This window comes from Thalassotalea sp. 1_MG-2023, assembly GCF_030546745.1.
GTDB lineage: Bacteria > Pseudomonadota > Gammaproteobacteria > Enterobacterales > Alteromonadaceae > Thalassotalea_C.
Genome location: NZ_JAUOPD010000017.1, coordinates 25,081 through 46,177, shown reverse-complemented (window position 1 = coordinate 46,177; position 21,097 = coordinate 25,081). Strand labels below are relative to the sequence as shown.

The 21,097-nt window shown below is 37.6% G+C and carries 22 protein-coding genes and 1 other RNA gene; 9 read left to right on the top strand and 14 right to left on the bottom strand.

Annotation, left to right across the window (positions count from 1 at the left end):
- Window positions 1–10: 10 nt before the first annotated feature.
- The 3 genes from Q4489_RS13375 to Q4489_RS13365 are packed head-to-tail and all read right to left on the bottom strand — an operon-like array spanning window position 11 to window position 2,663.
- Window positions 11–535, bottom strand: a complete 525-nt coding sequence (locus Q4489_RS13375) for a MotA/TolQ/ExbB proton channel family protein (RefSeq protein WP_074499423.1) — start codon at window positions 533–535, stop codon at window positions 11–13.
- The gene (locus Q4489_RS13370; protein WP_303481163.1) at window positions 535–1,884 is read right to left on the bottom strand and encodes a MotA/TolQ/ExbB proton channel family protein; all 1,350 of its coding nucleotides are present in this window, start codon (window positions 1,882–1,884) and stop codon (window positions 535–537) included. Before Q4489_RS13370 ends, Q4489_RS13375 begins: the two co-directional genes overlap by 1 nt.
- The gene (locus Q4489_RS13365) at window positions 1,884–2,663 is read right to left on the bottom strand and encodes a DUF3450 domain-containing protein (RefSeq protein WP_303481161.1); all 780 of its coding nucleotides are present in this window, start codon (window positions 2,661–2,663) and stop codon (window positions 1,884–1,886) included. The genes Q4489_RS13370 and Q4489_RS13365 overlap by 1 nt, the downstream gene beginning before the upstream one ends.
- Before the next feature lie 698 nt (window positions 2,664–3,361).
- On the opposite strand from Q4489_RS13365, the gene Q4489_RS13360 reads away from it, so the two are divergent.
- The 3 genes from Q4489_RS13360 (at window position 3,362) to Q4489_RS13350 (ending at window position 5,328) form a co-directional block, all read left to right on the top strand.
- On the top strand, window positions 3,362–4,141 hold the full coding sequence (locus Q4489_RS13360) for a TSUP family transporter (RefSeq protein ID WP_303481159.1): 780 nt from the start codon (window positions 3,362–3,364) through the stop codon (window positions 4,139–4,141).
- Complete coding sequence (priC, locus tag Q4489_RS13355) at window positions 4,134–4,751, top strand: primosomal replication protein PriC (RefSeq protein WP_303481157.1); 618 nt, start codon at window positions 4,134–4,136, stop codon at window positions 4,749–4,751. The genes Q4489_RS13360 and priC overlap by 8 nt, the downstream gene beginning before the upstream one ends.
- Window positions 4,752–5,064: 313 nt before the next feature.
- The gene (locus Q4489_RS13350; RefSeq protein ID WP_074499428.1) at window positions 5,065–5,328 is read left to right on the top strand and encodes a late competence development ComFB family protein; all 264 of its coding nucleotides are present in this window, start codon (window positions 5,065–5,067) and stop codon (window positions 5,326–5,328) included.
- Window positions 5,329–5,367: 39 nt separating this feature from the next.
- On the opposite strand, the gene ffs is transcribed toward Q4489_RS13350, so the two are convergent.
- The 11 genes from ffs to pspA all read right to left on the bottom strand — a co-directional run bounded on the left by ffs (window position 5,368) and on the right by pspA (window position 14,494).
- Window positions 5,368–5,464, bottom strand: an RNA gene (gene ffs / locus Q4489_RS13345) — signal recognition particle sRNA small type.
- A 97-nt stretch (window positions 5,465–5,561) separates the two neighbouring features.
- Window positions 5,562–6,440: a DUF3014 domain-containing protein gene (locus Q4489_RS13340; RefSeq protein WP_303481154.1), complete on the bottom strand. Its 879-nt coding sequence runs from the start codon at window positions 6,438–6,440 to the stop codon at window positions 5,562–5,564.
- Between the two features lie 174 nt (window positions 6,441–6,614).
- Window positions 6,615–7,253 (bottom strand): maleylacetoacetate isomerase, encoded by a 639-nt coding sequence (gene maiA, locus Q4489_RS13335; RefSeq protein ID WP_303481152.1) that lies wholly within the window; start codon window positions 7,251–7,253, stop codon window positions 6,615–6,617.
- A 118-nt stretch (window positions 7,254–7,371) separates the two neighbouring features.
- Window positions 7,372–8,922 carry a transcriptional regulator TyrR gene (gene tyrR, locus Q4489_RS13330; protein WP_303481150.1) on the bottom strand — a complete coding sequence of 517 codons (1,551 nt, stop codon included), beginning with the start codon at window positions 8,920–8,922 and terminating at the stop codon, window positions 7,372–7,374.
- A gap of 109 nt (window positions 8,923–9,031) precedes the next feature.
- A complete protein-coding gene (locus Q4489_RS13325; protein ID WP_074499432.1) occupies window positions 9,032–9,370 on the bottom strand; it encodes a 4a-hydroxytetrahydrobiopterin dehydratase in 339 nt (112 codons plus the stop codon).
- Window positions 9,371–9,381: 11 nt separating this feature from the next.
- Entirely contained in the window at window positions 9,382–10,203 is an 822-nt protein-coding gene (phhA, locus tag Q4489_RS13320; RefSeq protein WP_303481148.1) for a phenylalanine 4-monooxygenase, read from the bottom strand.
- A 267-nt stretch (window positions 10,204–10,470) separates the two neighbouring features.
- Window positions 10,471–11,505 (bottom strand): YcjF family protein, encoded by a 1,035-nt coding sequence (locus Q4489_RS13315; protein ID WP_303481146.1) that lies wholly within the window; start codon window positions 11,503–11,505, stop codon window positions 10,471–10,473.
- The gene (locus Q4489_RS13310) at window positions 11,502–12,932 is read right to left on the bottom strand and encodes a YcjX family protein (RefSeq protein ID WP_303481144.1); all 1,431 of its coding nucleotides are present in this window, start codon (window positions 12,930–12,932) and stop codon (window positions 11,502–11,504) included. The genes Q4489_RS13315 and Q4489_RS13310 overlap by 4 nt, the downstream gene beginning before the upstream one ends.
- A 177-nt stretch (window positions 12,933–13,109) precedes the next feature.
- Window positions 13,110–13,553 carry an envelope stress response membrane protein PspC gene (pspC, locus tag Q4489_RS13305; protein ID WP_303481142.1) on the bottom strand — a complete coding sequence of 148 codons (444 nt, stop codon included), beginning with the start codon at window positions 13,551–13,553 and terminating at the stop codon, window positions 13,110–13,112.
- Entirely contained in the window at window positions 13,550–13,780 is a 231-nt protein-coding gene (gene pspB, locus Q4489_RS13300; protein ID WP_303481208.1) for an envelope stress response membrane protein PspB, read from the bottom strand. Before pspB ends, pspC begins: the two co-directional genes overlap by 4 nt.
- A gap of 42 nt (window positions 13,781–13,822) precedes the next feature.
- A complete protein-coding gene (gene pspA, locus Q4489_RS13295) occupies window positions 13,823–14,494 on the bottom strand; it encodes a phage shock protein PspA (protein WP_303481140.1) in 672 nt (223 codons plus the stop codon).
- Between the two features lie 188 nt (window positions 14,495–14,682).
- Between pspA and pspF the strand changes: the two genes are divergently transcribed.
- The 6 genes from pspF to Q4489_RS13265 are packed head-to-tail and all read left to right on the top strand — an operon-like array spanning window position 14,683 to window position 21,093.
- The gene (gene pspF, locus Q4489_RS13290) at window positions 14,683–15,774 is read left to right on the top strand and encodes a phage shock protein operon transcriptional activator (protein ID WP_303481138.1); all 1,092 of its coding nucleotides are present in this window, start codon (window positions 14,683–14,685) and stop codon (window positions 15,772–15,774) included.
- A gap of 9 nt (window positions 15,775–15,783) precedes the next feature.
- Window positions 15,784–17,409, top strand: coding sequence for an ABC transporter substrate-binding protein (locus Q4489_RS13285; RefSeq protein WP_303481137.1), 1,626 nt, complete (start codon window positions 15,784–15,786; stop codon window positions 17,407–17,409).
- A 1-nt stretch (window position 17,410) separates the two neighbouring features.
- On the top strand, window positions 17,411–18,439 hold the full coding sequence (locus tag Q4489_RS13280) for an ABC transporter permease subunit (RefSeq protein ID WP_303481135.1): 1,029 nt from the start codon (window positions 17,411–17,413) through the stop codon (window positions 18,437–18,439).
- On the top strand, window positions 18,429–19,322 hold the full coding sequence (locus Q4489_RS13275) for an ABC transporter permease subunit (protein ID WP_074499441.1): 894 nt from the start codon (window positions 18,429–18,431) through the stop codon (window positions 19,320–19,322). Before Q4489_RS13280 ends, Q4489_RS13275 begins: the two co-directional genes overlap by 11 nt.
- Window positions 19,322–20,314 (top strand): oligopeptide/dipeptide ABC transporter ATP-binding protein, encoded by a 993-nt coding sequence (locus Q4489_RS13270; protein ID WP_074499442.1) that lies wholly within the window; start codon window positions 19,322–19,324, stop codon window positions 20,312–20,314. The genes Q4489_RS13275 and Q4489_RS13270 overlap by 1 nt, the downstream gene beginning before the upstream one ends.
- Window positions 20,311–21,093 (top strand): ATP-binding cassette domain-containing protein, encoded by a 783-nt coding sequence (locus tag Q4489_RS13265; RefSeq protein ID WP_303481132.1) that lies wholly within the window; start codon window positions 20,311–20,313, stop codon window positions 21,091–21,093. The genes Q4489_RS13270 and Q4489_RS13265 overlap by 4 nt, the downstream gene beginning before the upstream one ends.
- Window positions 21,094–21,097: the final 4 nt, after the last annotated feature.

Below are 21,097 nucleotides of genomic sequence, written 5' to 3'. Positions count from 1 at the left end.
TTATCTCTCTCTAGTGGTGAGGTAAACTGTCAACCAGTTTAGCCTTTGCTAGTTTAACTTTTGCATCTAAACGGCTGCTAAAAAATACACCTGATAATGCCGCAACCATACCCGCCATTGTCGGAATAGTTGCCATTGAAATACCAGAAGCCATTAGACGTGGATTACCTGTACCTTGTTGAGCCATGGTTTCAAATACTGAAATCATACCTGTCACTGTACCTAGCAATCCGATGAGTGGACACATTGCCACTAAAGTTTTAATCGTAATCATGTTACGTTCTAGTAACTCTGCCGCTTCGGAGATCCATGTATCTCTAATTCGATGTGCATACCACGAAGTTGTATCAGCTCTGGCATCCCATTTTGCGATAATTTCTTCACGCAATTTTGGGTATGTTGATGCCAAGAACCAATAACGTTCTATCATTAATATCCACATCATTAAGAGAGCAAAGGCGACAAAGTATAAAACGTTACCGCCAGTTGCAATAAAACTCCTGACAGATTCGATAAGTTCTATCAGGAATAACATTACTTAGACTCCTTCTCTGCAATTTCAGCAATTAAACCAGCGCTTTGCTCGTCTAACTTATGAAGTACAGATTTACTACGACCAGCAACAACACTGTGAACTAGAATTAACGGCAATGCAGCAATTAGACCTAATGCAGTAGTTACAAGGGCAAGAGAGATGTTACCTGCCATGATTTTAGGGTCACCTGTACCGAACAATGTAATTGTTTGGAAGGTTAAAATCATACCGATAACCGTACCTAAAAGACCCATAAGCGGCGCAATAGCTGCGAACATCTTAATCAGGTTAATACCACGGTCTACTTTAGGTGTTTCACGAAGAATAGCTTCGTCAAGTTTAAGTTCTAACGTTTCCGCATCAGCGTTTTTGTTTTCGTTGTAAACAACTAATAAACGACCAAGCGGGTTGTTTTCGTTAGGTTGATCCAAATTCTTTTGTTGAGCCTTAATCTTAGAGCTAACACTACCAAGAACAATTAAACGTTCAAGCGCAATTAGTAGACCAATGATTAACAATACAGTGATTGCATAACCAACAGTGCCACCTTGGTGGTAGAATTCTTCAAGAGTTTTCTTACGTGTTTCTAACGTTAAAATAGCACCACGAGAAGGGTCAACATAAAGTTCAGTATAACCAGAAGTTGTGTTGAAGAAGCTTGATGCTGTTTCAGTAATAAAACCAGCTGGTTGTTTAGCAAGTGGTTGAACTTGACCAACTTCATCATTATACGTTAAGTAGCCATTATCTGACACTAAGTTAAACGTACCGATACGTGTAATCGTTTCTGTTGATTTTGTACCGTCAAGATTCGTTACTTCAGTTGTAAATTGTGAAACTTCACCTGACTGAGTCATTTCAGTTTGTAAAGCAAACCATAACTCTTCTAGCTGTTCTAGCTCAGGAATTTCTTTTGCATTTGCAATTTCGTTTAAGATATCGCCACGACCAGGGTATTCAGCACTTACGATAGAAGTAGAGATTGCACCATAGGCATCAGCAGCCGCTGCACGACTTACACCGAACATTTCACCTAACGTGCCTTCGGCAGTATCAAGTTCAACTGCTTTTTGTGCTAGGGTAATTTCGTTTTCAGCGTATTCTTTTGTTAAACGCTTGTTACGATCTTGCTCAGCTTTTAACTGCGCTTTTGCTTTATTTAATAACGCTTGTTTATCAGCACGAGCAGCAGTGAATTCAGCTTCACGCTTTTTATCAATGCTAGCTTCAGAAATACGGTCATTTTTAACCTGTTCAAGTAATTTTTGTAAGTCGTTTGCATTTGCAGACGCTACCATGCCAGCGGTCATTGACGCAGCAAGCATTACATAATTAATCATCTTCTTCATTATTTAGCTCCTGCTGCGAAAACTGGTAACTTAGTTAAATCTTTCGTTAGCTGGTTACGAGCCATACGAATGCCGTCTGTAATAGGCTTCAAGTATTCATCACCTAATTTTTCCCAAGCACGTGTTTCGTTGTTCCACACCCATGCATTTTTCATATCAAGCGATTGTGCAACAAATGCGATTCGTCCCATATGTAAGAAATCAACAGTAATTTTTTGACCATCTAAATCAAGTTCACCTTGATAAGCAGCAAATACAGTACCGTAGTTAGCTTCAATTTCAAAAGCTTCTAGTACTAAGCGGAATTGCTCTGAAACGGTAACGTTCGAATCGTCCATTACATCGCGTAAACCTTGAACACGATCTCTTCGTGCATCAATATTTACTGGAATGTCTGCATTAATAAATTGATCAAGTGTATCGATCATCTTATACATTAGCGGTACAACGCCTTGCTTAGTTTTGTCGATACCTGCAATTTGCTTTTCTAATGATTTAATGTTGGCTTTTTGACCATCAACCATACGCTGAACATGGTCGTTGTAATCCGATAAAATCTCAGCTTCGTCTACTGTATTACGGTATTCCGCAAGTAAAGTAAGCGTTTGCTCATAGATATTGTTTATTTTAGCTTGCGATCTCGCAGAGTTTTTAAACGTTTGTGCTTCAGCTTTTTGCAGCTCGGTTAATTCATCTGCAGAAGCGAAAGTGCTTGCTGTCAATGCTAATGAGCCGACCATCGCTGATGCGATAAGGCTTTTTTTACTTAATATGGACATAGTTCCCAACCAATTGTTATTGAATGTAGATAACAAATCTCATTGTTAAGGCAAATCCCAAAAATTTGCCCAATAATTTTTTTAAGTTTTAATTTCTCTAGAATAAAACCATGCAATATTCCCAAACGACATGTTTCATGTCAACCTGACATATTAAAAATGTCTGCTAAATTGAAACAAAAAAAAGCCAATTGTTCTTTTTTGTAACAACTTCCAAACAAAAACTTATCGTTTTATTTGCAATTGTTTTATTTAGCAGGCGCTTAATATCTTCAGAATATTGCCTACCCTATGTTTTACTAATTCATTCGTAGTAAGTCAAATTTAATTGTAACGATATCCAAATTTATTAACTCATTATTGAGTGTTTAGATGTATTCTAAGACAGTTATTTTTCTGACGTCATTCAGAATTACCCACTGATATTATTGAATTTATCTATAAGAAAATGACAATACATAGCCGTTATTATTCTTATGGCTTCACCTATTTTCAAAAATAGCCTTTTATTCGTACTTTATATCCACATTTTTACCAAGGTCATTGTTTTTTGTTTCGACTTCTTTACAGGAAAGCGGTTAGATTTGTTAAATCGAAAGGTTAAGTTACTAAATGTATTGATTGGTTATATAGGTAAAAAATTAAATGTGATAATATTACGCCTTTGAAACATACGTTGTCATAATTTACCTATCTTCATGGAAATTGCTCTCGAACCTAACCTTTGGCTCATGCTCTGCGGTATCGGATTTTTAGCCGGTTTAATTGATGCTATTGCAGGCGGGGGTGGCATGTTAACCATTCCAGCATTGTTAACCGTTGGTTTACCTCCACATCTTGCATTAGGTACCAACAAGCTGGCTGCATCTTTCGGTTCACTTACCGCATCAATCACTTTTTATCGAAAGAAATTGTTTAATATACGCTTTTGGCGAGTGTCTATCATCATGACAGCGATTGGCGCAGTTCTAGGTACAATCGTCGTAGATTATTTACCTGTACATTTATTAGATAAAGCTTTACCTATCCTTATTATGTTCACAGCAGCTTATACACTATTTTCAAAAAACATTGTTTATGAAAACAACCAGTTGCCAGATAAAAATAGATCATTAAAAATTAAACAGAGTACGCAAGGGTTAGTTTTAGGTTTTTATGATGGCGTTGCTGGCCCTGGTACCGGAGCATTCTGGACAGCGACTTCAAGTGCATTATATAAAATTAATATTCTTTTAAGTTGTGGGCTTGCTAGGTCAACTAATTTTGTGAGTAATTTATGCAGTTTGTTAACGTTTATTTATTTAGGTTATGTTAACTTCTTACTAGGTGTGTCAATGGGATTGTTTATTATGCTGGGCTCTTGGGTTGGGTCACATTGGGCGATCAAATTTGGCACAAAGTTTATTCGTCCTATCTTTATTACCGTTGTCATTATAATGTCAATAAATCTTGCTTATCAGGCGTGGTTCAATGGTTAGTACACCAACGTTACATACGCTTAATAAGCTAGAGGAAATCGTTAAGCAGTTGGTCGCGGAAGCGCAGGCAATTGATGATCAACTTGCGGCAAAAAAAGCGAAACAACATAATACTAAACACGTATTTTCACCGCCATTATTTACTTCTCAAGCGGATACTTACCTCCCCTATTCACTTGAAGTAAAAAAGAAAGTTCATCATGTTTCACGTTTGATCGATCGTCAAGAACACAATGATTTTGTTTTTAATGAATTAAAAACAATAGAACAACAAATAAATGCACTTACTACTGCTTTTCATGCCCAAGGTAGACAACAACAAATAGAACAGCAATTCTCACAGAAAAATCGTGCTAAATACTTTAAAAAGGCAGCGAAGCAAGTATTAAACACTTCACATCACTTACATCAAAAATTAGCAGAAACACATGAATTTGAACGACGACTTATGGAGATGCTTGAGCTAAAAGAAATTGAACTACACAACGCCAACAACGCAACCCAAGAAAATTTATCTCAACAAGTGTTAACGCTTCATCAACGTCTTGGACGCTGTAGGCAAGCAATCAGTAAAATTGAACGGCAAATTGAAATGAGTGAAAAACGCTAATGTCATATAGTGTTCTGCTCTTTGATCAGATTCAAAACATACGTTCATGGCACTAGTTCACGGCATAGTCGTTACAACAGAAAGTCAGCAGTAATAAACGAAGTTTTTTAAGTTTCCCCTATTAGGGCAGCATATTTCCCCCCAGTTCTATTACCTTATCATTTTCAACGTAATGTAACGAGTCACTAATCCTTGTTTACATCATGCAAATTTTGCAACAAAAAAGTACACCAAAGAACAACACACGCTAGGCTTTAGGCGTTTGCTTTGCTATGGTTATAAAGATTTTAGTCTTTAACACCTTGAGGTCACAATGAAAATTGCTGATGATATTCACAATTATTATGAAAAACTCGTTGTTCAACATTTCGCCGCATTAAAACTAGAAGAAACACATGATGCTGATTTTATCGCTGACTTAACTTGTGTCGTGCTGAATCAACTGCCATGTCGTTATATTCGCCATGAAGTGGATATGGCCTTCTATCTTCCTGCATCTGAGCGATTTGAAATGGAAAGTAAAGTAAAGGTTGCGGTAAGTAAAGCTTTAGAGTTTATGAAGCAACATCGGAATTGATTCAAGGCATATAGTTTCAGATGAGAATTTGGGTGGCAACCCAAACAGCCACACTCCGGCACATGAGTCGTCTGCTGCGGTTGCTTCCTTCCGGACCTGGCCGAGTTCACAGAGTATCATTGCGAAGGGACCGTAAGGGTCACCATAGATGCTATAATAGCGGCGAGGATTATCGCTAAACATTCACTGAGTTGCAAGAACAACCGATCAACTCTAGATTGATCGGCTAAAAGTTAATCGTTTTCTTGGTTTTCTCTCGCTCTGGATAGCTTTTCACTGATTTCTAATAGCACAGACTTAATTACTAGTAAATTTTCTTTACCTATTCTTAGCATTAACTTTTCTGCATCATCCAAGCTTTCATAAGATTCATCTTTAAATTGGTACATAACACTTGGGCGAACAAGTTCTAAGCGCTCTTTAGGAATTTCCATATCGAGCACTTTGGTAATTGAGTCTTGCAAAATATCAGTGAAGTTTTCTTCTGGATAGCCCAGCTCTCTATAAGCTTCGTTAATCAGTGGTTTTAATTCAAAATACCAAGAAACTAACGTGTCTGTATCTACCGAGCGTAATAAGTCTACATATAAACTAAAACGTCTTGATGTAGTTTCATCCCATTTGATCACTATTTGATCATCTTCATTGATTTCTTTTGCAGAAAAAGACGTAGTAGGTTTAATTAAAGGGCTATGTTCGTAAGCTAATAACCCTTGAGAAAAATTATCAGTAAAAACAACAAAACGGCGGATCATATCATCGTCGATGACCAATTTAAGCAATTCTTTACGCCAAGTAATGCTGGGTAACTTCTCTTGAAGCCACTGATCACTTTCATTAAGCGTTGGCAATAAAGGCTTTGTCGGTTCAGGCGCTATTGGCTCTACAGGCTCTGGCACTACAACTTCTGGCTCAATTGGCGGTTCAGGAAGCGGTATTGGTTCTGGTTCAACCGGTTGCTCAACTTCCACAACAGTTGGTTCTGATGGTTTACTCTCTTTCTGAGCTGGTTCATCAAGAAGAAACCATAACAACATTGCCACAACCACAATGATAATACCAATAACGAGAGGCCAAGGTGTTGATGACTGATTAGATGATGATTTATCCATACTTCCCCTGATTAAAAAACTTCGATGAAAAAAGAGTGTACAACATTTAAATTGGTTACACCCTCTCTATTGCAACGCTTTTTAACCAAGGTTTCAAGTAACATTTGTTTATTGTTCACACTTTCTTGCAATTTCGATACATTATTGTCTTAAAAACAAAGCAATACTGCATTTTTATAGCGCATCTTTTTGGTTTTCAGGTAACGCTTGGCTAAATGCAGGCAATTCATTGCAATTGTTCGTGATGCTATTAATTAAAGGGTATGGTGTCATATCAAGGTTAAAGCGCTTCGCGTTGTATACTTGTGGCACCAAACAAATGTCAGCGATGGTAATATCATCGCCAAAACAGTACCTGCCAGCTGTTTTACTTAATTTTGCTTCAATTGCAGTAAAGCCTATATGCATCCAGTGATGTGACCAACGTAGTTTATCTTGATCAGTACAATTTAACTCGTTCGCTAAATATTGTTGTACGCGCAAATTATTCACAGGATGTATCTCACACGCAATGTCAAACATTAACGCTTGCACTAAAGCTTTATCTTGCACAGCGCTAGGATAAACAGCAGGCTGTGGAAATTTTGCGTCGAGATAGTCAATAATCGCGATAGATTGATTTAAAATAAAACCGTTATCTTCTAAGGTTGGTACTAAATGGGTAGGATTCATATCAACATAATTTTTTAGATGCTGTTCTCCCCCTGCCTTAACCAAGTGAACAGGAATTGTTTCGTACGGAATATCCTTCAAATTAAGTGTAATTCTTACGCGATAGGCCGCAGAAGAGCGCCAATAGCCATACAATTTCATATAAATATCACCTTCAAAAATCAAATAATAAAAGAAACGTATTTAAAGACCAATGATTTAGTCATAATAAAAAAGCAACCGTTGTTATGGTTGCTTTACAGTAATGCCAATCGATAAACTAAATTTTCACGGTTTTTTTATTGATATCATATTCACGTAACTTATTAGCGATAGCCGTATGACTCAATCCCAGCTTTTTTGCTAACTGACGCGTGCTAGGGTAGGCAGGGTATAGCTTTCTTAATAGATCAGCTTCAAAGCCTTTCACCGCCGCATCTAACGTACCTTCAAACTCTTGTTCTAGATAACCATGTTCTCGTGTATATGCCGGCAATTGAAGGTGTGATGTTTGAATAAGATTACCTTCCATTAATGATACAGCCCTGATCAACACATTTTCTAATTGCCTGACATTGCCAGGCCAGGGGTAGTGCTCAATAAAGTCACGACAATCATCAGACATATTGATGCTGCCTTTACCAATTCGTTGACCAAATTTTGCAATAAAATATTCCGCCAAAGGAATAATATCAGAACGCCGCTCTCTTAATGATGGAATGTTCAACCCCAGTACATTTAAGCGATAATATAAATCTTCCCTAAATTCACCTTGCTGCACCATGGTTAATAAATCATGGTTGGTGGAACTGATAAATCGAACGTTTACATTGATTTCTTTCTCATCATCAACTCGCCTAAAAATACCATCCTGTATCACTCGCAAAAGCTTAATCTGAAGTTTTGGCGACATCTCTCCTACTTCATCAAGAAAGATGGTTCCGCCACCAGCTAGTTCAAACAACCCTTTTTTAATCAGTTCAGGGTTGTTCGATCCCATACCAAATAATTCAGTCTCTGCTGCCTCATCTGGTAATGAAGCACAGTTAAGCGTCATAAAGGGTTTATCTGCACGATCACTCGCAGCATGGCATGCGCGAGCAATTAACTCTTTACCTGTGCCAGTTTCACCAACAAGTAACATTGAGGATTCAAGCAACGACATTCTTTTCGCTTCGCGAATCACCTTACGCATTGCACCGCTACTTGCCTGAATGCCAGCAAAATTATTTTCATTTGCCTGCTTAAATGCACTCATCTGTTGACCTAAGCGAATTTCTGATTTTAAAATCAGGACCGCACCGGCAAGAATAACCTCGCCATCAATGCCTTGAATATGAATAGGCATAATGTCGGCAACATAATCATCATCAATAAATTTGAGCCGTCTTGTTTGTGCTAAGACTTCTTCACTGTCAAGCCAACGATTAAAATTAAAACCTTTAAGCCACTGGCTCACATGTTGACCAACAATTTCACCGTTACTGCAACCAATAATACTCGCTGTTACGTGGTTAACAATTCTAATGTTTCCTTTTGCATCAATAGAAACAAAGGGATCGGGAAACGTTTTAATTAACGTAGAAAGCTCATTTTTTTCACGTTCAGAAGGCATATAAGGCGTTGTTTTAACATCTTCTACCCCTTCTATTAAACGTAACTGCGGCATGAATGTTTGCAATTCAGAAAAATCTAAATCAGGTATATTGATGAAAATTCTTCCGGGCTGTTCTAATTCGATACCACGTAAATCAATACTACGTTCTACAAATATGCTTAAAACATCTTGTGCTATGCCAACGCGATCTAAACAACCTATTTCTAATCGCATAAACGTTTCCTCAAACTCATCATGCTTAAAGCTTTATTGTAAACTAATTTTTACAACAAAAAAAAGCCCCCCAGTGTGGAGAGCTTTATGTAATTAATGTAACTAAGTATTACAATAAGGCGTCAGTTTTAGCCGCACAAATAAAATCATTCTTATGCAGCCCTTTAATAGCGTGTGACCACCACGTTACTGTTACCTTACCCCACTCCAATAAAATGGCTGGGTGATGAAACTCTTCTTCCGCTAACGTTGATACTTTATTTGCGAATGCCCAAGCTAATTTATAATTTTTAAATTTATACACACGTTCTAACATCATTACGCCATCTCTGACTTCAGGTACCCAATCAGGTATTTGAGACATTAATGTTTGTAACTCTTCGTCTGTAACTTTAGGAGCGTCGGCATGACACGCTTCACATTTTTGTGTTGATAACTCTGAACTCATTTTATTTATCCTTAACTCGCTTGCTTTTCTTCTTTAGGAGGAAATTTTGCTTCGTGTAAACCGAGTGACTTTGCTTGCTCGATCAATTCGAATATATCTTCGATTTCATATTTTCTGATCTCGTCAAGATCCGTAACTTTAGTTAACATATAATATACAGGCTGTAGAATATCAATGCGATAAGGTGTACGAAGTACATCAAGTACGCTATCAAAGGACAACGTTTTTCTTTCAACATTTTTATCATTTAGCGCATATTCAGTTTCCGTAGGTGAAGAAATAATACCGCCGCCGTATACGCGTAACCCTTCTGGGGTATCAAGTAAACCAAACTCAACGGTAAACCAATACAATCTCGCAAGGAACACGCGTTGTTCTTTTGTGGCATTAAGCCCCATTTTTCCATACGCTTCTGTATAGTCAGCAAACGAAGGATTTGTTAATAAAGGGCAATGACCAAATATTTCGTGAAAAATGTCTGGTTCTTGTAAATAGTCAAATTCTTCTCGAGTACGAATAAACGTTGCGACCGGAAATTTCTTTTCAGAGAGCAAACGAAAAAACTCTCCAAATCCAATCAATGCTGGTACAGGCTCACATTGCCAACCCGTTTCAGCTCTTAACACCTTACTTACTTCTTCCAGTTGTGGAATACGATCTGTTGGTAACTTTAATTTCTCAAACCCTGCGATATATTCATCACACGCCGTACCTTGAATGCATGACAACTGTCTGGTGATCAAGTCATGCCAAATGCTATTTTCTTCATCACTCCATTGAATGTTCCCATCTTCATCGGGATATTTCGACACGTATGCGCTGCTCTTAGCCATGTTGTAACCTTAAATTTATAAACTCAGCACATTCTTACTGTTCTTATTGCGCTAAGTTAAGGCGTGTTGCCTTTATTATAGATGACAGACATATTAAGCGATAACGACAGTAAAAATCACCAAATTTAATTCGGCAAACAAATAGAGAGAAACTCACTTTGTAAAAATATGATTACACTTTAATTGACATCCACCATTAACTGACTGTTTAAACAAGAATAATTGTCTCAAAAGTACCTATTTTAATTGTTTTTATCCGTATTTTATTCAAGATTTTTTTGATAGAGATACAATCTTTGACACGATTTGTTTACGAATAGTACGTAATTTAGGTGCTTCTTTTTGTTCGAACGCTATTGGTCGGCAAAGCTTCATCGTTTGCAACCCTAGCCTAGCAGTTAACATACCCGCACCAAGCCCCTGTGCCAAACGTGCCGAAAGTTTACCTAATAAGTCAGCGCCAACTAAATCAGCACCTACATCAGCTATCAGCTCTGATGCGCCAGCATAAACCATATTGACAAACACTTGCTTGATCAACTTAATACGTGACCAATAGCCGATTTGCAAACCATACAAGCTTGATATTTCGTTAATCATTTTAATGTTGCGCCAAAACATCAGCCCCATATCCACAAGAGCAATAGGACTTAACGACACAAGAACAACCGCTTCTGTGGAATATCTACTAATTTTATCTAATACTTTTTGATCAGCTGGCAGCAAGACTTGTTTAGAAAATAACGAGATAACTTCTTTATCTGTCATCTCTTCTGCAATTGAAGATGACCATGAGTTCAGCACATTTTCTTTTGCATCGCATGGCATTTTATCCGCCACTTTATCGCATAAAGCTCTCGCTGATTTTGATGAATTATTTTCACGAAGTTCATGAAATGATTGCCGCGTAGATGTTCTTTTCTTTAAAGCACGTAATCCTTTAACTTCCTGATATATGGTGCGAGAGCACATTAAAAAAATGACAGCGAATAAAGCCGCATACAACCCGGTAATAAAAGGTTCATTCTCAAAACCTTCAATAAAGAACAAACTTGCTTCAATAAATAATAATACTGTTAATAACAATAAACCGCTCTTGAGTAACCATCGAGATGGCGATTTACTGATTGTTTGTTCTTTAACGATTTCAATGCTTTCATCATCGTCAGCAAGGGGTTCAAAGTTATCTTGCTCGATAATAATTTGCTCTACCGGTTCTGGTAAACTTTTATCGTCTTCGGTATGTAACGTTGATTCTTCAAATAATATTTGCTGTTGATATTTTTCTTTATCTTGGGTCATTTCATCTTATCTCCCAATAAAAACTCTAGTACTTGATCCATGCGAATATGTTGAAAAGGCTGATGTAACCCCGTGGAAACCAACGGAGCAAAAGGCACAAATTTAAATTGATAATCTTGCCAATAAGACTTTGCAGGAAGTTCTTTCGGTACCATACCTGGATACAGCGTAATTTCCTTAAAATCAGATAATTGATTACCACGAACAACGGGTATTTGTTTCCCTTGGTGCTGACTTTTACCAAACTGTGTTGCTTTAACCGATGATATAGCGAGTGTTTCGGTATTAATATTATCAAAATTTGTTTTCTGTCGAACTGGGTGTACTAGCTGTGTGAGTAAAGAAGTTAAATTACTGTGTTGCTCAGGTGTTACATGATCTGACTTTGTCGCAGCAAATAATAACTTATCTATCTTAGGAGAAAATAATCGTGATATAAAGTTTGTCGAACCATAGCGGAAACTTTCTGTGATCAGTGTGATTGCTTGTTGTAAATCTTTAAAGCTGCTGTGGCCATTATTCAATGGTGTTAAGCAATCAGCTAAAATGATTTGCCGATCAAAATTAACAAAATGTTCTTTATAAAACTCTTTTACAACACGTTCTTTGTATTCAATATAACGCGCTCTTAGCATACCAATTAACGTATCGTCTTGCGCTTTTTGATAATGATCTAAATCGATATGTTTAAATTGTGTATAAGGAAAAAATTGTAAAATAGGTGCGCCGGCAAGATCGCCTGGTAAGATAAAACGTCCAGGCTGTATAAGTGATAACCCAAAATCATGACGAAAGGTATTCAGTAATTGGGTATATTGTTTCGAAACTTCTTCTAGTAATTGTTCATCAACGGGTTCAAAGGGCGATATTGACTCAATACGCTTTAAAAAACTTGCCGCTTCATCAGCACGGGGCGATTGTAATAAAAGCTCTGTTGTCGCTTGACTCCATTCTTCGTAAGTTTGATTTAGCATAGGCAAATCTAATAACCATTCGCCAGGATAATCAGTAATGTCTACAAAGAGTGTTGCAGCATTTGTCGTATACTTAATAAAAGAATCTTTGGGTTGATACTTTATTGCAATACGTAATTGGCTGATCCCTTTTGTTGGTGCTGGCCAATGTGGCGGCTCTTCACTTAGTGCTTGCGCCGCTGAATCATAATCAAACCTTGCGATATGTAAATCTTTTTGTGGGACCCGTTTAGCAGCGATAAATCGTCCTTCTTGCATGGTTGAGAAGAACGTCATTTGAGATTGTGCATTTTCATTAACCAATTGGTTTACTAAGGAAGTGATAAACGCCGTTTTACCACTTCGACTAAGCCCAGTAACAGCTAGATTAATATGTTGATCTATCGCGCGATGTTTAAGCACATTGGCTTTAACACGTATTTTTTCTATTAATTCTTTTTCAATTAAAGGCATAGTTTTACAACTCAGATAATCAACTGGTTATACCAACACGTGTAAAAAAGTCATTACTTAGCACGGTATGGCATTATTATTTTAATTAAAACCTACGGAATATAGTAACCAGTTTACACATTAAAATATATGAGAAACATTTGAAAAATAGTGAAAAAAAAGCGGTATGAACCGCTTTTATAATTTGTTGATTTCACGAGAAACCGTGAATTCAGGTGAGGTAACATAGCGTTCCATTAACTGCAGCTCTCGCTCTAACATAGTAAACTTTTTACGTATATCATGAAAAGCTTGTTTTGGCGGCTCTCCTGCTTGCCAAATACGAGCCTTAACTTTTATTGGCTCTGCTGCTAATTCATCTTGAAAGTCATTTTCCTGTTGTTTGGCACTCTGTTGCTTCGTTGTTGAACTTTTGGCTGATAATGGTGCTTTATCCAATATGAACCATGCAGCAATATAAATAACAATAAACCAACCCATACCTAATAAGACACCAGATACAACAAGTATACGGACTAACCAAGTTTCCCAGCCAAAGTAATCAGCTATTCCTGCACAAACGCCTGCAACTTTACCTTTACTTGGGTTACGAAAAAGCTCACCGCGGCATTTTTTTATCATACTTTGTTTCTCCAATCAGGCGTTTCAGCATCTAATATCGCTTCAAGCGTTTTGATACGATCTGCCATTTTATCGGCTAACTCAGATAATTCAGATAGCTGATGATACTCTTCTTCAGTAAGCCCTTGGCTAATTTGTCGTTTACTTCGATAATGTAGCACTAACCATATAGGGGCTACGATTATCATAAAAATAATGACAGGCGCTAAAATAATCTGTTCCACGATACATCTCCTTCCGATTCGATTAGCAATTTACTGATAGCTAAGTTATTTAGATTTTTGTTCTGGTTTCATCTTAGCTTTTAACTGTGCCAATTCATCATCTATATTTTCATCGTTTTCAAGCTCTGCAATTTCATCGGCTAATGACTTGCTACCAAGATCATAAGCTTCTACTTGCGCTTCAATATCATCAATTTTACGTTCATAACTATCAAAACGATTTAAGGCATCATTCACTTTGTCGGAATCGATGTTACGCTTAACTTTTAGTCTAGAATTTGCGGTTTTTTCACGCATGATGATTGCTTTTTGACGTGCTTTTGCATCAGCTAACTTTTCTTGTAACTGAGATATCTCATCTTGTAATTTAGCAATATGTTCATCTACATGGCTTAATTCATCACGCAATGCTTGTGAATTTTCACTGCATTTTTTCTTTTCTACAAGTGCAGCCCTTGCTAAGTCTTCCCGACTTTTACTTAATGCTAACTCCGCTTTTTCTTGCCATTGTTCAGCATCGTTCTCAAATTTTTCAGCTTGACGCGCTAACTCTTTTTTATCGGCTAACGTTTTAGCTGATGTAGAGCGAACCTCTACTAAGGTATCTTCCATTTCCTGAATGATCAGGCGTACCATTTTCTCCGGGTCTTCAGCTTTATCTAATAAGCTATTGATATTCGAATTGATAATATCTGTAAATCTTGAAAAAACACCCATTTTTACTTCCTCATTCTATTAGAAATGTGTGGCGATGCTTTCTAGTATTCACATTTTACGCCAAGATTATAATCATCTTTAAGTAGTTGTTTTAATTATTTTTATCAACATTGCAAAAAATGCTTCCCTCTCTAGTACTAATGAAATAGACTATTTGTTAGCGAAAAACACTAATTATTAGGTCAGCAATGTCTCGATTCAATCAACAAGATAATCTCATTGGTCAATCAAATAGCTTTTTAGAAGTTTTAGAGCAAATCTCACAAATAGCTCCGTTAAGTAAACCCGTGTTAATTATTGGTGAAAGAGGAACAGGTAAAGAGCTCGTTGCTGCCCGTCTACATTACCTTTCTCAACGCTGGGATCAGAATTATCTTAAACTAAATTGTGCCGCATTAAATGAAAATTTACTTGAAACCGAACTGTTTGGTCATGAAGGGGGTGCATTTACGGGGGCAAGTAAACGCCATGAAGGACGCTTCGAACGTGCTGATAAAGGCACACTGTTCCTTGACGAGATAGCGAATACCTCAGGGCTTATTCAAGAGAAATTGTTACGCGTAGTCGAATATGGTGAATTTGAGCGTGTTGGTGGCTCTAGAACAATTAAAACAAATGCTCGATTAGTTGCTGCAACAAATGAAGATCTTCCTTCTATGGCTGATTCTGGTGAGTTTAGAGCTGATTTACTCGATCGCTTAGCATTTGACGTGATAACCCTTCCGCCCCTTAGAGAGCGCCTTGAAGATATTTTAATGCTAGCTGAACACTTCGCTATAAATATGGCTCGTGAATTAGAATTTGAGCTATTTAGTGGTTTTACTGAAAAAGCTAAAAGGTCATTACTTGAGTACCACTGGCCCGGCAATATTCGCGAGTTAAAAAATGTTGTTGAGCGTAGTGTTTATCGGTGTAACAACCCCCACTTACCGGTACATGATTTAGTAATCGATCCCTTCGAGTCTCCTTATCGCCCAAAACAACGCGTAAAAACCCAAGATCGTGTTGTTGTGCAACAGGCGCCAAATCAATGGCAAGAACAAGAAGAAGCTCCAGTAAAAACAGTAGAAAAACCACCAGAGCTAAGCACAAGTTTTAACTTTCCACTTTCGTTAAAATCTTTGTCTCAGCAATATGAAGTGGATCTTATAAAGTCTGCATTAGAAAATTGTCAATATAACCAGAAAAAGACTGCAGACGCATTAGAATTAACATATCATCAATTACGTGGTTATTTAAAAAAATACAACTTGTTAGACAGTCAACATAGCGAAGGGTAAAGGTTTTTTGTGACAGTTACATCGGCGAGTCAATATTTTAGAATATTAGTGACATTATCAGCTATGTTTCTTTGGGGTTGCGACTCTTATAAGGCTGACTCGCTGAGTGAAAGAAGCTTGATTTATTGTAGCGAAGGATCTCCTGAAATTTTAAATCCTCAACTCGTTACGTCAGGCGTCACAGTTGATGCGACATCAAAACAACTTTACAATCAATTAATTGCGTTTGATGTGGCTACTAACGAGGTTACACCTTCTATCGCTAAATCATGGCATGTAACACAAGACAATAAAAAAATTACCTTTTATTTGCGAAGAAACGTTGCTTTTCATCATACACAATATTTTATGCCCACAAGGCATTTAAATGCAGATGACGTATTATTTAGCTTCAACCGCATATTGGATCCTAGCCAAGTTTTTCATGATGTTTCTGGCGGAAAATACCCGTTTTTCGATAGTGTTGGCTTTGCTGATGTCATCGAGTCACTTGAAAAAATAAACGAATACACGATTAGGTTTAACCTTAAACGTGCTGACAGTTCATTTTTAGCAAACCTTGCTACTGACTTTTCCGTAATTTTATCTCGAGAATATGCTGAGTTATTAATACGTTCAAATAGACTAGAAGATATCGATACATTGCCTATAGGAACAGGCCCTTATAAATTTAAAGAATATCGAACTGGTTCTTATATTCGATATGAACCTCATACAGAATATTGGGAAGGCCAACCAAAGCTACAACAACTTATTTTTGATATAACCCCTAGCAACACAGGCAGATTAACTAAATTACTTGCTGGGGAATGTGATGTTATTGGTTACCCTATTGCACATAAAAAAATAAACAACAATCCTTTACTAACACTTGAAGATGTCACAGCTTTTAATATTGGTTATTTAGGCTTTAATACCGCAAAGCCACCTTTTAATAACAAATTAATACGCAGAGCGGTGGCACATGCCATTAACAAACAGGCGATTTTAGATACCGTATATTTTGGTGATGCAAAAGCCGAATCTGCCAATTCAATTCTACCCCCTTCCTCCTGGGCTTACGCTGAGGATACTCATGATATCGAATACTCTGTCGAACAAGCGGAATTGTTATTAACACAAGCAGGGATCACTGATGGTTTAACAATAGATTTATGGGCAATGCCAGTGCAACGTGCCTACAACCCTGATGCTGTAACAATGGCTAAGCTCATTCAAGCGGATCTGCAAAAAATCGGTATAACCGTCAACATCATTAGCTATAATTGGCAAGAATTCTTAAGACGTTTAGCACTTGGCGAGCACCAGTCGGTACTGTTGGGATGGTCGGCTGATCACCCTGATCCCGATAATTTTTTTACTCCCCTACTCAGTTGTGGTTCTGCTGAAACAGGCAATAATAGAACATTTTGGTGTAACCAACAGTTTGAAAAATTACTTCAAGGAGCGCTTAAGATCACGGATGTTGAACAACGCAAAGCATTGTATCGAGAAGCTCAAAAAATAGCCGCTGAAGAATTGCCGCTGTTTCCTATTGCACACTCTAAGCGCTTTCAAGCACGTAAAATATCAGTAAAGGGTGATATATTACATCCCTTTGGTGGCATTAGCTTTGGTGGGGTAGAAAAACAATAACATGCTAATTTTTACGTTAAGGCGCTTAAACTTATTTTTCTTCACCATGTTAGTATTGACGCTTTTAACCTTTAGTTTAAGCTTTTTCTTTCCTGGCGAACAAATTATCAATGTTACTGGGCAAATAGATGCCACGCCCGAACAAATAGCTTTAATTGCGTTAGATTACAACAAGCATGAATCATTAATCATGCAATACTGGAGCTACCTAGTACATCTTTTTAACGGAGACCTAGGTGTTTCTATGGCGTCAAGAATTCCTATTATGGATGAAATGATGAGCCACCTTCCTGCCACGATAGAGCTTACGACTGTTGCTTTAATTATCGCCATGGTTGTTGGCATTCCAATCGGTTTTATCGCCGCTATACGGCATAGAAAAAAAACAGACGATATAATTTTAGCGGTTTCTATGATCGGCTATTCAATCCCTATTTTTTGGCTCGCTTTACTTGCCATCTTAATTTTTTCTATTCAACTCGCTTGGTTACCCTCTGCCGGGCAAATCAGTTTAGTTTATGAAATTGAACAAGTAACGGGTATTTTATTTTTTGATATTTTATTCAGTGATAACCCATATAAATGGCAAGCTTTTCAAAATGCGAGTGTGCATATATTATTACCAGCTTGTGTTGTCGCTCTTGCACCCGCCACGGTTTTTGTACGATTAGCCAGAACATCAATGTTGACGGTATTAGATTCACATTATATAAAAGCAGCTATGGCAAAAGGACTTACCTTTCAACAACTTATTTTTAGACATGCCATTAAAAATGCGATGGTTAATGTGATTAGAGATGTCGGCTTGCAGTTTGCTAATTTAGTGACATTAGCAATGGTAACAGAGGTTATTTTCAACTGGCCTGGTATTGGAAATTGGCTAATTCAGAGTATTTACCAGCGTGATTATACTGCAATACAAGGCGGGTTGTTAGCGCTATCAAGCTTCATCTTTATTGTACATATTTTTACAGATTTTATTTACGCAAGCTTAAATCCATTAGCACGAGGTATTAAGTATGGCTCGTGATAAAACGTATACGGAAGAAGAGTTTCCTTCACCATTAGTACAGCTATGGCATAACTTTAAGCAATCACCTGCGGTGATGATTGGCTTTGGGTGTTTTATTTTTTTAGTCTTGTTAGCAATATTTTCACCTCTCATATCTCCTTATTCGCCAATAGAAAACAATCTTGACGCTATTCTGCTTCCGCCTGCGTGGCATAATGATGGTGATGTTAGTTATTTGCTGGGAACTGATAATTTAGGCCGAGATATGCTGTCTCGTTTAATGCACGGTGCATCGTTAACCTTTGGTTTAAGTTTTATTGTTGTCATTTTATCTATGTTTGTGGGAGTGATAATCGGTTCTATTTCAGCGTTGACTAAAGGAGTAAAATCAAGTTTTCTTAACCACTTTTTAGATGTCATTCTTTCAATTCCATCCTTACTTCTAGCCATTATTATCGTCGCTATTCTAGGGCCAGGTCTTAGCAATACCTTATGGGCTATTGTGATCATTCTAATTCCCCAGTTTATACATATTACAAGAAATGCCGTGGTACAAGAATTTAAAAAGGACTATGTACTTGCATCTAAACTTGATGGTGCAAGCAATATCCGGATTCTTTATTACTCTATTTACCCTAATATTATTGAGAAAATGATCAGCCAAGCCACGCTTGCTCAATCTGCTGCAATACTAGACATAGCAACCTTAGGGTTTTTAGGGCTTGGTGCGCCTATCCCAATGCCTGAATGGGGAGCAATGTTGGCTAATGGTATTGATTTATTTTATATCGCGCCGTGGACTGTTTATCTACCTGGGCTTGCAATTTTATTTGCCGTTGTTGCTACCAATTTAGTCGGTGAAGGCATGCGACACGCGCTGAAAGTCAGGAAAGAACATTAATGAACTTACTTGATATTCGAAATTTATCCATCAGACTCCTTACTACAACTTCTTCAATTTTAGCGGTTGACCGGGTGAGTTTAACCATGAAAGAAGGTGAAGTTCGCGGTCTAGTTGGAGAATCTGGATCGGGCAAGTCTTTACTTGCACAAGCCATTATGGGCGTATTAGATGATAAATGGAAAGTAGACGCTGATCGTTTTCATTGGCGTGGACAAGATCTAATGCGGTTATCATTAGAAGAAAGAAAAGCCATTATTACCAAAGATGTGGCGATAATTTTTCAGGAGCCTATGGCTTGTTTAGATCCAACAACAACTATTGGTGCACAACTTGAGGAAGCTGTGTCAGGAGAACAATTAACCGGCTTTTTTTGGCAACGCAAACAACAACGAAAACTTGCTGCAATTAATTTATTACACAAAGTTGGTATTAAAAACCACGAGAAGTGCGTGCATAGCTATCCGCATCAGTTAACAGAAGCGCTTTGCCAAAGAGTGATGATAGCCATGGCACTCGCGCGAAAACCACTATTATTGATTGCAGATGAACCAACGGCAGCGATGGAAAGTACCAATCAAGACCAGATCTTTCGTCTACTTGCTAGTCTTAATCAATTAAAAAATATGTCTATTCTTCTTATTAGCCATGATTTAGAAAATGTTACCCATTGGACAAAAAACATAACGGTTATGTATTCAGGTCAATTTGTGGAAGCAGGAACAACAGAGCAAATATTTCACACGCCGTTTCATCCATACACTCGCGCATTAGTTGATAGCAGCCCTATGGCAAATATGCAGATACCTGCTAAATCGCGCTTGATGACGTTACCAGGTAGCATTCCTATTTTGCAACATTTGCCAATAGGTTGTCGACTTGGGCCACGTTGTCCTAAAGCACAAAAAGCATGTGTACAAGCACCTAAAGTGAAAAATTATCATGGGCACCAAGTAAGTTGTCATTATTCATTAAAGGATAGTTATAAATGACAGCTTTATTACAGGTAAATAATTTAAGTAAAACCTATCGAATTACGAAAAGCTGGTTTAATCGAACCTTAGTGCCTGCATTGGAGCCTGTTTCATTTACATTGGATGCACAGAAAACGCTCGCGATAGTCGGTGAGGCAGGTTCTGGAAAGTCAACGCTTGCTAAGCTTCTAGTTGGAGCAGAAAAGCCAACAACAGGTGCAATTAAATTAAATGCGCAGTTACTTCAAGATGGTAATTTTAAACAACGCTGTCAGCATATACGGATGATTTTTCAAGATTCTGGCACAACGTTAAACCCTAGTTTAACCATTCAACAGTTACTTGATGAACCTTTATATTTAAATACCCAATTAAATGAAGCGCAACGCACTGATTTGATCATTGCGACCTTAAAAAAAGTAGGGTTACTTGCAGAGCATATGAATTTTTATCCGCATATGTTTTCAGGTGGACAAAAACAGCGTATTTCATTAGCTCGCGCTATTATTTTAGAGCCTCAAGTTATCATTCTTGATGAAGCGCTTGCCGCATTAGATCCATCATTACGTTCTCAAATGATAAATCTATTACTCGATTTACAACAACAAATGGGTCTTGGCTTTATTTTGATTTCTCATAACTTGGGTATCGTCAGACACTTTAGTGACGACATCATGGTGCTATGTAAAGGACAAGTCGTTGAAATGGGTAATACAACAGCCGTTCTACGAAACCCCAAACATAAATACACCAAAAAGCTGATCATGAGCCAACGCTTTCAACTCTCGAAAAAATAACCCT